This window comes from Streptomyces coelicoflavus, assembly GCF_003112555.1.
In the GTDB taxonomy this organism is placed as follows: Bacteria; Actinomycetota; Actinomycetes; order Streptomycetales; family Streptomycetaceae; genus Streptomyces; species Streptomyces coelicoflavus.
On record NZ_BEWB01000002.1, the window covers coordinates 113,855 to 125,967 of the forward strand.

The window sequence follows — 12,113 nt, forward strand, 5'->3', positions numbered from 1 at the left end:
TGGACCGCCGCCTTGGAGGATCGACCAGTCCTCCGATGCTGTCGCGTTGCTGCCGCACTCAGGTCGCGCAACGTCGGGCGGGCTGCCCGCGAGCGAGGAGTTGGGGATCATGAAGCTGTTGCGAGTCGGTACGGCGGGGTCGGAGCGGCCCGCGCTGCTCGACGCCGACGGGACCCTGCGAGACCTGTCGGGCGTCGTGACGGACATCGACGGCGAACTGCTCGCCGACGAGAGCGCGCTCGGCCGGATACGGTCCGCCGCCGAGGCCGGTGAGCTGCCCGCCCTGGACGCCACGGGGCTGCGCGTGGGGCCGCCGGTGGGACGCATCGGCAAGATCGTGTGCATCGGGCTGAACTACCACGACCACGCCCGCGAGACCGGGGCCGAGCCGCCCGCCGAACCGGTCGTCTTCTTCAAGGCGCCGGACACGGTGGTCGGGCCGCACGACACGGTGCTCGTGCCGCGCGGGTCCGTCAAGACCGACTGGGAGGTGGAGCTGGCGGTCGTGATCGGGCGTACGGCCCGCTACCTGGAGTCGGCGGAGGAGGGGCTCGCGTGCGTCGCCGGGTACGCGGTCGCGCACGACGTGTCCGAGCGGGAGTTCCAGATCGAGCGGGGCGGGACCTGGGACAAGGGCAAGAACTGCGAGACGTTCAACCCGCTCGGCCCGTGGCTGGTGACCGCCGACGAGGTGCCCGACCCGCAGCGGCTGTCGCTGCGGCTGTGGGTGAACGGCGAGCTGAAGCAGGACGGGACGACGGCGGACCAGATCTTCCCGGTGGGGGAAGTCGTGCGGTACGTGAGCCGGTTCATGGTGCTGCGCCCGGGTGACGTCATCAACACCGGGACGCCGGCGGGGGTGGCGATGGGGCAGCCCGAGCCGAAGCCGTACCTGCGGGCGGGGGACGTCGTCGAGCTGGAGGTCGAGGGGCTGGGGCGGCAGCGGCAGGAGCTCAAGGGGGCCTGAGGGGCCGAAGCGGCGCCGGTGGCGACTCCGTGGCCCTTCGGGGCCGTCCCGAAGGGCCCGTCCCGAAGGGCGGGCCCCGAAGGGCCGGGCGGCTAGGCGGCGATCCCGTCGTATTGGAGGACCCAGTACGGCGGCTCGTGCAGCTTGCCGTTCCACTGCGAGACGATCAGCGTCAGCGCGTTCGCGTTCGGGCTGCCCGGGTGGATGTATCCGCCGTAGAGGAAGGGGACCTGGGGCTTGCCCCAATGGCTCGGCGGGAGGGTGTTGTTGCCGACGATCTGCGGTCTGGGCGCCGACCACACGGCGTCCGGGCGGGCCGCGGTGCGGGTGCAGATCGAGTAGTCGGCGACGTCGAAGTAGCTCATGCAGTAGGTGCCGCCGATCCGCTTGACGGAGAACTCCCCGATGTTGTTGCCGGAGAGGATGACCGACGGCGGCGCGGAGCGGGTCCAGCGCCAGCCCCCGTCCACGAAGGCCCAGTTCTCCTGTGCGCCGAAGTCACCGGCGCGGAACCGGTCCGGCCGGATGCGGAACAGCTGGATCGCGCCCCCGTCGGCGGTGTTGACGTGGGTGCCGTTCCAGCGCTTGGAGAAGATGTAGAGCCAGCCGTCGGGGTCGATGCCCGCGAAGGACCACATGCCGTACATGGACTGGTTGACGCCCTGGGTGTCGCCCGCCCAGTGGTACGGGTAGTCCCGCCACGTCACCCCGTGGTCGTCCGAGTAGGCGACGCCGGACATCAGCGACCCGTCGTAGCCCGCGGGCGGCGTCCAGGTGGCCACGGACGTGTACTGGATGTACGTCCGGCCGCCGAACTCGATGCAGTCGTTGGGGATGCGGCTGACCTCGAAGCCGTGTCCGTTGTTCTGGTCGTGCCGGTAGTCGAAGAGCTGGCCGGCGCGGCCGGCGGTGGGCATCGCCCAGGTGAAGGAGATGGGCGTCGCGCCGGAGGCGTCGAAACGGTCCTGGTTGAGCATGACGGGAGACCCGATGTAGGTCCCGGTCTGCTGGATACCGGTCCAGGAGTCGCCGAAGACGTATCCCCAGGTGCCGTCGTGCTCGCGGTAGTACGGAATGGCCAGGTCTCCCGAGCCCAGGCCCTGGGCGGCGGCGGAGTCGCCGGGCTGGTCGCACAGCGGGGTGCCGGCCTGGAGCACACGGGCCCCGCCGGCGTGCGGTGCGGACGGGGCCGAGGCCGAGGCGGGGGCCGTCGCTCCGGCGACCCCGAGGGCGCCCGCGGTCAGGCCCATGCCGGCCTTCAGCGCGGTACGGCGGCTGGTCGTCGGCCGGGATTCGGGCTGGGTCCGGTGCTCGGGCCGGGGTGGCGTGGTGTCGGGCATGGGTGCTCCTCGTCGTGATGCGGAACCCGGGTGGCTCGGACGGGTTCGAGCGCGGATGGCGCGGATGGCGCGGATGGCGGGGACGGCGGAGACGGCGGGGGCGGCAGGGCAGCGGGGACGGGCATGGGTGGTTCGGGCCGGGCAGAGGGCCCCGCGCACCGTCGGCCGCATGAATTGGAAGATCGCTCTAGTTTTCTAGCAGGCCCCGGGAGCCGAGTCCCAGGCGGTAATGAGCCAAGGGTGGAGCGCGCCGACCCGGACGGACGGATGGATGGACAGACCGACGGATGGATGGACAGGCGGGCGGGCGAGTGGTGTGGTGCGGGCCGTTCGTGTGAGGGGCGACGGGCGCGGGAATGTTCTCCGGAGGGCGCGCCCGGCCGGAGTAGAGCCTGTGGCGCATGCACTCCATCAGACAACGCATGACCGCCCTCCGGCCCCGCCTGGGCCGGACCGGGCTGGCCTGCGCCCTCGTGGCGGGCCTCGCACCCGTCCTGGTCGTCGGGGCGGGGGCCTCGCAGGCGCAGGCCGCCCCGTTGCCGGGCGGACTCGGGCCGTGTGCCGGGCCGCTGTGCCCGGACGAGTTCCCCGAGATCAACAACGGCCCGTTCGCCGGACGCGACAACGGCATCAACGTCTTCGCCGGCGACGACTTCCGCGTCCGGGGACGGGCCGCCGAGGCCGAGGGCCGGGTCGTCGTCCTCGACGACTTCGACATGAACAAGAGCGAGGGCGGCAGCGCCGTCTACGACATCGGCATCGCGGGCGTCGGCTCGCGAGTGCCGCCGCCGGACGGGGCGGACTTCCTGACCACGGGCAACGACATCACGGTCGCCCCGGGGCAGCGGCTGATCGCCGACGGCGGGGTCGTCCGGTACGGCGGCACGGTGACCGGGACCGTGGACGGCGACCTCGTGCACGACCCGGACGCCGCCGATCCCTACCTCGATCTGCGCGACCGGCTCACCGTGGCCAGCCAGTGCTACGCGCGCGTGGACGGCGAACTCCGGACCGCCACCGGCACCGCCGTCAACCAGGGCTACCAGACCGTGTTCACCGGCGACGGCACGTCCGCGATCCAGGTGTTCAACGTGGACTTCGACCTCGCCAGTGCCTCCGGCGGGCAGCAGGGGATCGTCTTCGAGAACATCCCGGACGACGCCACCGTCCTGGTGAACATGCTCGGCTCCGAGCGCACCGTCAACACCTACAGCGGGGGCATCGCCGACGACACCGACCCGCTCAACGCCTACCGCGAGCGTCTGCTGTGGAACTTCCCCGACGCCACCACGGCGAACTTCGTCGGCACGGGCCAGTTCCAGGGCAGCGTGCTGGTCGGACCGCAGAACTCCATGTCCACGGTGTCGCTGCCCGGCATCAACGGGCGTTTCTTCAGCGGCGGTTCCATCACCCACACCAGCGAGCAGTCGGGCGTCGAGTTCCACGCCTACCCGTTCGACGGCGACCTCCCGGACTGCGGTGACACACCGCCCGGCCCGGGCCCCGACCCCGTGACGGGTGAGGTGCGGGTCGAGAAGACGGACGCGGAGACCGGGGACGCGCTGGCCGGGGCGGAGTTCGAGCTGTGGGAGGAGACCAACGGGGTCGACGGTCTCCAGACCGGCGGGGCGAGCCCGGACTCGCAGGTGGGTGACGTCTGCACGACGGACACCGACGGCGTGTGCGCGCAGACCGTGGCGACCGGTACGTACTACTGGCGTGAGACGGCCGTGCCCGACGGCTACGAGCTGCCCGACCCCAACGTCTTCGGCCCGCTCGAGCTGACGGAGGACAACGCCGCCGGCGGGGTGCGGGTCGAGGCGCGGAACACCCCCGAGGACGAGCCCGGTCCGGTGACGGGGCAGGTGCAGGTCATCAAGACCGACGCCGAGAGCGGCGACGCGCTGGCCGGGGCGGAGTTCGAGCTGTGGGAGGAGACCAACGGGGTCGACGGTCTCCAGACCGGCGGGGCGAACCCGGACTCGCAGGTGGGTGACGTCTGCACGACGGACACCGACGGCGAGTGCACCCGGACGGTGGCGACCGGTACGTACTACTGGCGCGAGACGGCCGCGCCCGACGGCTACGAACTGCCCGACCCCAACGTCTTCGGCCCACTGGTCCTGACGGACGACAACGCCGCGGGCGGCGTGCGGGTCGAGGCCGAGAACACCGCCGGTGACGAGCCCGGCCCCGAGACCGGGCAGGTGCGGATCCGGAAGATCGACGCCGAGTCGGGCGCCGTGCTGCCGGGAGCGGTCTTCGAGCTGTGGGAGGAGACCAACGGGGTCGACGGCCTCCAGACCGACGGTGCCGCCCCCGACACCCGGATCGGCGGCGACTGCGTGACCGGTGCCCTGGGGCGGTGCGCGCGGACGGTGGAGGCCGGCACGTACTACTGGCGTGAGACGGCCGCGCCCGACGGCTACGAGTTGCCCGACCCGAACGTCTTCGGCCCGCTGGTGCTGACCGCGGGGAACCTGGAGGACGGGGTGCAGATCGAGGCGGAGAACACCGTCGAGGACGAGCCCGGCCCGCCCGGACCCGACGACGAGGGGTCCGTCGAGGTGGAGAAGACCGACGCGGGGAACGGCGAGCCCCTCGCCGGCGCGGAGTTCGAGCTGTGGGAGGAGACCAACGGGCTGGCCGGTCTCCAGACCTCCGGCGACAACACCGACACCCTGACCGGTGACTGCACCACCGACGCTTCCGGCGGCTGTGTCTTCGAGGACCTCGAACCCGGGTCGTACTACCTGCGGGAGACCGTTGTGCCCGAGGGGTACGAGCTGCCCGCGGACCCGGTGACCGGCCCGATCAGGGTGACCGAGGCGAACGCCGAGGACGGTGTCACCGTGCGGATCGACAACGAGCGCGAGGGCGACGACGGCGGCGACGACGGCCACGGCGGCTACGGCGACGACGGAGATCACGGGGGTGACGACGGGCACGACGGCGGCTACGGCAACGGCTCCGATTACGGAACCAAGTAGCGGCGCGACCCGGACGCACACCACGCCGGTCGCGGGGATTCCACCCTGCGGCCGGCGTTCGCGCGTTCACCCGTGCCCGCCGTCACGCCAGCAGCGCGGCGAGCCGGCGCCAGCCCTCCCTCGGGAGGCGGGACATGTCGTCCTCCACCAGCTGGAGGGCGACATGATCGGCGCCCGCCGTGCGGAAGGCGTCGACGCGGGCGCGGATCGTCGAGTCGTCGCCCCAGGCGAAGACCGCGTCGACGAGGCGGTCGCTGCCGCCGCCGGTGACGTCGGCGTCCGTGAAGCCGAGGTTCAGCAGGTTCTTCGTGTAGTTCGGCAGCTTCAGGTACATGGCGAGGTAGGCGCGGGCCGTCGCACGGGCCCGGGACGGGTCGGCGTCGAGGACGACCTTCAGCTCCGGGGCCAGCAGCGGGCCCGCGCCGAGCCGCTCGCGGGCCCGCGCGGTGTGCTCCGGCGTCACCAGGTACGGGATCGCGCCCGCCGCCCGGTCCCGGGACAGGTCCAGCATCTTCGGGCCGAGCGCGGCCAGCACTCGGTGGCCGGAGCGCATCCCGGCCCGGTCCAGCTCGTCCAGGTAGCCGACCATCGTCGAGTACGGACGGCGGTACCCCTGCGCGAGCGGGCCGTGGCTCACGCCGAGACCGAGCACGAAGCGGCCCGGGTGGGACACCTCCAGCTCGGCGAAGCCCGCCGCGGCCTCGGACGCCTTGTGCTCCCAGATGCTCTGGATGCTGGTGCCGACCACGATCCGCGAGGTCGCCCGGATCAGCGGGGCGGCGTTCCGGGCGGCACTGTTGCCGCCGAGCCATACGGCGCCGTAGCCGAGCTGCTCCAACTCGGCGGCCGCCTCGGCGCGTTCGGCCGCGCCCTCCGGGTCCTCGGCGCGCAGTTGCCCGCTCCAGACGCCGTACGGTCCGACCGATTCCTTCAGCGAAGCCGTCGCCTCGTTCATCGCTTGCGATCCCTCCGGTGGGCACCGTGATCAACCTGCGTGTCTGCCTGCCAACCACGAGTACCCACCGGGGATTCCCCGGCCACGCCGCCCGGGGCCGCTCGGGCTACTCGCCGAGGAAACGCTCCAGCGCCTCGACGACCAGCCGGTGGTCCTCCACCTGCGGCAGCCCGGAGACCGTCACCGCGCCGACCACGCCGACCTCGGCGACGGTGACCGGGAAGGAGCCGCCGTGCGCCGCGTACGTGTCCGGGTCGAGCCGCGAGGACTCCTCGAACGTCGTGCCCTTGGCCCGGAAACGGGAGCCGACCAGGTACGACGCCGAGCCGTACCGCTCCACGACGCGGCGCTTGCGGGCGATCCAGGCGTCGTTGTCGGGGGTCGAGCCGGGCAGCGCGGCGTGGAAGAGCTGCTGTCCGGCGCGGTGGATGTCGATGGCGACCGGGGCCTCGCGCTCCCGGGCCAGCTCGACGAGCAGGGAGCCCAGCGCCCACGCGTCGTCGTGCGTGAACCGGCGGAAGACCAGGCGGCGCTCCTGCTCCTCCAGCTCCGCCACGGTGGGCGTCGCGGGGGTCGTGCTCACGGGGTCGCTCACAGGGACACCACCACTCCGTCGCGGGCGGACCGGCGGGCCGCCTCCAGTACGTCCAGGGCGGCGGCCGCCTCCCGTGCGTCCACCGGGTTCGGGCCGCCCGCGCGCAGGGCCCTCGCCACCGCCGCGTAGTACGCGGGGTAGTCGCCCGCGACGGTCGCCGTCACCTGTCCGCCGCCGGTCAGCGGCGACTCCCCGGCGCCGACGCGGCCCCAGAGCGACTCGTCCTCCTCGCCCCAGCCGGGGCCCGGCCGCTTGCCCTCGCGCAGCGCCGCCTCCTGCGGGTCGAGGCCGTGCTTGACGTAGCCCGCCTTCGAGCCGAGCACCCGGAAGCGGGGGCCGAGCTGGGCGGCGGTGGAGGAGACGTACAGGTGGGAGCGGACGCCGTTCGCGTGCGTGAGCGCGAGGAACGTGTCGTCGTCCGCCTCCGCGCCCGCCCGCCGGACCACGGACTCGGCGTACACGTGCGTGACCGGGCCGAAGAGGACGAGGGCCTGGTCGACGACGTGGCTGCCGAGGTCGTACAGGAGCCCGCCGATCTCCGCCGGGTCGCCGGACTCGCGCCAGCCGCCCTTCGGCTTCGGCCGCCAGCGCTCGAAACGGGACTCGAAGCGCCACACGTCGCCCAGCGCGTCCTCGGCGAGCAGCCCGCGCAGGGTGAGGAAGTCGTTGTCCCAGCGGCGGTTCTGGAAGACGGAGAGGAGCAGGTCGCGCTCCTCGGCCAGCGCCGCCAGCCCGCGCGCCTCGGCCGCCGTGCCCGCGACCGGCTTGTCCACCACGACCGGCAGACCGGCCTCCAGGGCCCGCGTCGCGAGCGGCACGTGCGTCTTGTTCGGGGACGCGACGACGACCAGGTCCAGCTCGCCGGCCCGGTCGAACAGCTCGTCGGGCGTGGCGACGGTGCGCACGTCCGGGAACTCGGCGCGGGCCTGCTGCTGCCGCTCCGGGTTCGAGGTGACGACCGTGTCCAGGGCCAGGCCCTCGGTGGCGGCGATCAGCGGGGCGTGGAAGACGGAACCCGCGAGGCCGTAGCCGACGAGACCGACGCGCAGAGGGGGATTGCCGGAAGGAGTACCAGTCATGCGTCCCACTTTCGCAACGGTGTTGCCAAAGTGCAAGCGCCGGGGACAATGGGGGCGTGAACAGGAGCGACGGCGGAGGAAAGGGAACCGGCGGCGGTGTGCGGGGCGCGGCGGGCGGCGCCAACCTGCTCGCCCTGCGCAGCCACAACACCGCCCTGGTGCTCGACCTGCTGCGCACCGCCGGTACCGAGGGCATCAGCCGGCTGGAGCTCGCCGAGCGCACCGGGCTCACCCCGCAGGCGGTCAGCAAGATCACCGCTCGGCTCCGGGGCGAGGGCCTCGCCACCGAGGCCGGACGCCGCGCGTCCACCGGCGGCAAGCCGCGCACGGTGCTGCGCCTGGTGCCCGGGGCCGGTCACGCCCTCGGCGTCCACCTGGACCGCGACGAGCTGCGGGCGGTGCTGGTCGACCTCGACGGCACCGTGGTGGCGGAGCGGCGCGCTCCGCTGGACCTGGGCGCGGGGGCGGAGACCGTGCTGGCAGGGGTGGCGCGGTCGGCGGAGGAACTTGCGACGGAGGCGCTGCGGTCGCCGGGGGCGGAGGGTCTGCTACCGCCCGGTGCCGGCGGTCTGCGAGCAGCGGCTGCGGGTGGTCTGCGAGCGGCGGCTGCGGACGGACCCGGCTCGCCCACCGAGGACGCCCTGCGGACTCCCGCGGCGGAGGGGCCGGGGGCGTCGGCCTCGAAGGAGCAGGCCCGGGGGGTGCGGGTCCCGGGGGAGCAGGTGGCGGGCGAGCGGGTCCCGGGGGGACGGGCTTCGGGGGAGGGGCGGGAGTCTCCCGTCGCGGAGGGGGCGCGGTCGGCGGGCGGTGCCCTCGGTGCCGTGCCCACCCTCCTCGGGCTCGGTGTCGCCCTTCCCGGGCCGCTCGACCACGGTCGGGGTGTGCTGCACCGGGTCACCGGCTTTCCGGAGTGGGACGGCTATCCGCTGCGGGACGCGCTGGAGCGGCGGCTGGGCGTGCCGGTGGTCGTCGACAAGGACACCAACGCGGCGGCGCTCGGCCTCGCCGTCCGAGACGGGGGAGGCGGAGGCGGCGCGGGCGGCTCCTTCGCCTACCTGCACCTCGGTACGGGCCTCGGCGCCGGTCTCGTCTTCGGCGGCGGCGTGCACCGGGGCGCCAGGACCGGCGCCGGGGAGTTCGGGCACCAGGTCCTCCAGCTCGACGGGCCGCCCTGCACCTGCGGCGCCCGGGGCTGCGTGGAGGCCCTGTGCCTCGCCGCCGTCGCCCGCGGCGACCTCGCGGAGGCGGCGAGGGTGCTCGGCACGGGCGCCGCCAACCTCGCCGCACTGCTGGACATCGACCAGGTGCTGCTGGGCGGCCGTACCGTCGCCGCCGCGCCCGAGGCCTTCGTCCACGGCGTCGCCGCGGTCCTCGACGCCCGCGCCCGGCGCGAGGGCGGCCACGACGGCGCCGTACCGGTGCGGCTCGCGCCGGGCGGGACGCGGGCGGTCGCGGAGGGCGCGGCCCAACTGCTGCTGGCACCGCTGTTCGGCCGGGGGGACGGCGGCTGACCGCTGCCCCTCCGGCACCGGCGCCCCACCGCCGAGCCCGGCACCGGAGCCCACCGCCGAGCCCGCCCCCGGCGCCCCACCCGCCGAGCCACCCAGCACAGGTGCCCCACCCGCCGAGCCCGCCTTCGGCGTCCTACCTGCCGCCCCCCCCCCGGCACTGGCGCCCCACCCGCCGAGCCACCCAGCACAGGTGCCCCACCCGCCGAGCCCGCCTTCGGCGTCCCACCTGCCGCCCCCCCGGGCACTGGCGCCCCACCCGCCGAGCCACCCAGCACAGACGCCCCACCCGCCGAGCCCGCCTTCGGCGTCCCACCTGCCCCCCCGGCACAGGCGCCCCACCCGCCGAACCTCCCGGCATCGGCGCCCCACCCGCCGAGCCCCCCAGCACCGGCCCCCCACCGCCGAGCCCGTCCCCGCGCCCCCGGCATACCCCGCCGTCACCGGGCGGGCCGTCGGCCCGGTCTCCTCGCCGTCGCCCTGGGCGGTCGCGGCCCCGGTCCCTCGGCGCCGCGCCGCCGGGGTCGCCTCTGTCGTCGCCGGGGCGACTGCCGTTCTCCCCGCCCGTTCTCCCCGCCGCCGCCCCGGCCTCGTCGCAGCCTCGCCGGTCCCCGAGGGGCGGCGCCACCCGCGTCTGCGAACATCCCTGCGTGGACTATCCGAACGACCAGGCCCCGGGCGCCCCCGTCCGCTCCGGGATTCCCGAGCACGGACGCGTGCCGAAGTACTACGCCGTCAAGGCGCGGATCGACCGTCTCGTCGGTGAGCTGGGGGAGGGCAGCGCCATCCCCACCGAGCGGGACCTGTCCGAGCGCTACGAGGTCGCCCGCGAGACCGTGCGGCAGGCACTGCGAGAACTCGTGCTGGAGGGCAAGCTGCGGCGGCAGGGGCGCGGCACCGTGGTCGCCGGTCCGAAGCTGGCGCAGCCGTTGTCCCTGGCCAGTTACACCGAGGGCGTCCGGCGCCAGGGGCGTACCCCCGGCCGTGCGCTCGTCACCCTCGACCGCTTCCCGTGTCCCGAACCGCTCGCCGCCGAGACCGGCCTCACGCGCGGGGAGCCCGTCTGGCACCTGGAGCGCGTGCTGCTCGCCGACGACGAGCGGGTCGGGCTGGAGAGCACCTACGTCGCCGTGGCCCGCATTCCCGACCTCGACACCGCCTTCGACCCCGACTCGTCCTTCTATGCCCACCTCGCCGAGCAGGGCATCGCCTTCGGGGACGCCGACGAACGCATCGAGACCGTGCTCGCCACCCCGCGCGAGGCCCTGCTCATCGGCACCCCGCCGGCCCTCCCGATGCTGCTCATCCACCGCGTCTCCCGGGACACGGAGGGCCGCCCGCTGGAGCGGGTGCGCACGCTCTACCGGGGCGACCGCTTCTCCTTCACGACGCGTCTGCGCGGCTAGGACGGCTGGAAAACGCCCCTCACTCCCGACTCTGGATCGTAACGAAAAGATAACGGGTCTAGCCCAAACGTGATGACCAGTTCACGCTCTCGTTGTCAGCCGGATTCCTCCGGTTCCCCGATGCCAAGGAGCGTGGCGGTCGTGAGAGTGATAGTCGTCGGAGCCGGCGTGGTGGGAACCATGCACGCCTGGCACGCAGTGAACCGCGGCCACGAGGTCGTACAGATCGAGCGAGAGACCGAGGCCCGCGGCGCCTCCCTGCGCAATTTCGGCCAGATCTGGGTCAGTGGCCGAGCGGGCGGGCAGGAGCTGGAGACCGCGCTGCGGGCCCGGGAGCTGTGGGAGGAGATCGGCGGCCGGATCCCGGCGCTGGGCTTCCGCCCGAACGGCTCCCTGACCCCGCTCCGCGGCGACCTGGAACGCGCCGTCGCCGAGGCGGCCGTCGCCCGCCCGGACGCCGCCGCCCGCGGCCACAAGCTGCTCACCCCTGGCGAGGCCCGCGCCCTGAACCCGGCCCTGCGCGGCGCGTTCGACGCCGCGCTGTACTGCGAGCGCGACGCCGCCGTGGAACCGCGCACCGCACAGCTCGCCCTGCGCTCGGAACTCCGCAGGTCCCCGCGCTACACCTTCCTGCCCGGCCGCGAGGTCCGCGACGTCGTCGGCGAACACGCCGTCCGCGACGACCACGGCGACACCCACTCCGGCGACGTCGTCGTCCTCGCCACCGGCGCCTGGCTCGGCGGCCTGGTGCGCGAACTGGCCGGGCCCGAGCTTCCCGTGCGCCGGGTGCGGCTCCAGATGATGCAGACCGACCCGCTCGGCGAAGCGCTCCCCACCTCGGTCGCCGACGCCGACAGCTTCCGCTACTACCCCGCGTACGGCTCGCCCGCCCTGGACGAGCTGAACGCCCGGCAGCCGCAGCCGGCCACGGCGGCCGCGCACCGGATGCAGCTGCTGATGGTCCAGCGCGCCGACGGCGGCCTGACCATCGGCGACACCCACGAGTACGAGCACCCCTTCGCCTTCGACACCGTCGAGGACCCCTACGAGCACCTCACCGGCGTCGTCGAGTCCCTCCTCGGCCGCCCGCTGCCCCGGATCCGCCGCCGCTGGGCCGGGGTGTACGCGCAGTGCACCGACAAGAGCCGCGTCGTGCACCGGCAGCGGGTGCGCGAGGGCGTGTGGCTGGTCACCGGGCCCGGCGGGCGCGGTATGACCTGCTCACCCGCGATAGCCGAGACCACCGCGAACGAACTGGGCTGGTGAAAGCACC

General features: G+C 74.1%; 9 protein-coding genes. 5 read left to right on the top strand and 4 right to left on the bottom strand.

Features of this window, described 5'->3' with window-relative positions; genetic code table 11:
• The first annotated feature begins 109 nt into the window (after positions 1-109).
• On the top strand, positions 110-967 hold the full coding sequence (locus tag Sco07f_RS00775; protein WP_108986657.1) for a fumarylacetoacetate hydrolase family protein: 858 nt from the start codon (positions 110-112) through the stop codon (positions 965-967).
• A 92-nt stretch (positions 968-1,059) separates the two neighbouring features.
• Here Sco07f_RS00775 and Sco07f_RS00780 read toward each other — a convergent pair whose 3' ends face one another.
• The gene (locus Sco07f_RS00780; protein ID WP_108986658.1) at positions 1,060-2,307 is read right to left on the bottom strand and encodes a glycoside hydrolase family 183 protein; all 1,248 of its coding nucleotides are present in this window, start codon (positions 2,305-2,307) and stop codon (positions 1,060-1,062) included.
• Between the two features lie 401 nt (positions 2,308-2,708).
• Between Sco07f_RS00780 and Sco07f_RS00785 the strand changes: the two genes are divergently transcribed.
• Entirely contained in the window at positions 2,709-5,297 is a 2,589-nt protein-coding gene (locus Sco07f_RS00785; protein ID WP_159106914.1) for a SpaA isopeptide-forming pilin-related protein, read from the top strand.
• Positions 5,298-5,379: 82 nt separating this feature from the next.
• On the opposite strand, the gene Sco07f_RS00790 is transcribed toward Sco07f_RS00785, so the two are convergent.
• From Sco07f_RS00790 to Sco07f_RS00800, 3 genes are all read right to left on the bottom strand, one after another.
• On the bottom strand, positions 5,380-6,252 hold the full coding sequence (locus Sco07f_RS00790) for an LLM class F420-dependent oxidoreductase (RefSeq protein WP_007388602.1): 873 nt from the start codon (positions 6,250-6,252) through the stop codon (positions 5,380-5,382).
• Positions 6,253-6,358: 106 nt separating this feature from the next.
• Positions 6,359-6,835, bottom strand: coding sequence for a heme-degrading domain-containing protein (locus Sco07f_RS00795; RefSeq protein ID WP_087792986.1), 477 nt, complete (start codon positions 6,833-6,835; stop codon positions 6,359-6,361).
• Between the two features lie 8 nt (positions 6,836-6,843).
• Positions 6,844-7,926, bottom strand: a complete 1,083-nt coding sequence (locus Sco07f_RS00800; protein WP_108986659.1) for a Gfo/Idh/MocA family oxidoreductase — start codon at positions 7,924-7,926, stop codon at positions 6,844-6,846.
• Positions 7,927-7,982: 56 nt separating this feature from the next.
• On the opposite strand from Sco07f_RS00800, the gene Sco07f_RS00805 reads away from it, so the two are divergent.
• The 3 genes from Sco07f_RS00805 to Sco07f_RS00815 all read left to right on the top strand — a co-directional run bounded on the left by Sco07f_RS00805 (position 7,983) and on the right by Sco07f_RS00815 (position 12,106).
• Positions 7,983-9,437: an ROK family transcriptional regulator gene (locus tag Sco07f_RS00805; protein WP_244941969.1), complete on the top strand. Its 1,455-nt coding sequence runs from the start codon at positions 7,983-7,985 to the stop codon at positions 9,435-9,437.
• 647 nt (positions 9,438-10,084) lie between these two features.
• Positions 10,085-10,840, top strand: a complete 756-nt coding sequence (locus Sco07f_RS00810) for a GntR family transcriptional regulator (RefSeq protein ID WP_108986661.1) — start codon at positions 10,085-10,087, stop codon at positions 10,838-10,840.
• A 120-nt stretch (positions 10,841-10,960) separates the two neighbouring features.
• Complete coding sequence (locus tag Sco07f_RS00815; protein WP_174855292.1) at positions 10,961-12,106, top strand: TIGR03364 family FAD-dependent oxidoreductase; 1,146 nt, start codon at positions 10,961-10,963, stop codon at positions 12,104-12,106.
• Positions 12,107-12,113 lie beyond the last annotated feature (7 nt).

Coding starts and splice junctions, on each gene's coding strand:
- Sco07f_RS00775 (WP_108986657.1), top strand. CDS start 110: ATGAAGCTGTTGCGAGTCGGTACGGCGGGGTCGGAGCGGCCCGCGCTG.
- Sco07f_RS00800 (WP_108986659.1), bottom strand. CDS start 7,926: ATGACTGGTACTCCTTCCGGCAATCCCCCTCTGCGCGTCGGTCTCGTC.
- Sco07f_RS00785 (WP_159106914.1), top strand. CDS start 2,709: ATGCACTCCATCAGACAACGCATGACCGCCCTCCGGCCCCGCCTGGGC.
- Sco07f_RS00780 (WP_108986658.1), bottom strand. CDS start 2,307: ATGCCCGACACCACGCCACCCCGGCCCGAGCACCGGACCCAGCCCGAA.
- Sco07f_RS00815 (WP_174855292.1), top strand. CDS start 10,961: ATGCCAAGGAGCGTGGCGGTCGTGAGAGTGATAGTCGTCGGAGCCGGC.
- Sco07f_RS00790 (WP_007388602.1), bottom strand. CDS start 6,252: ATGAACGAGGCGACGGCTTCGCTGAAGGAATCGGTCGGACCGTACGGC.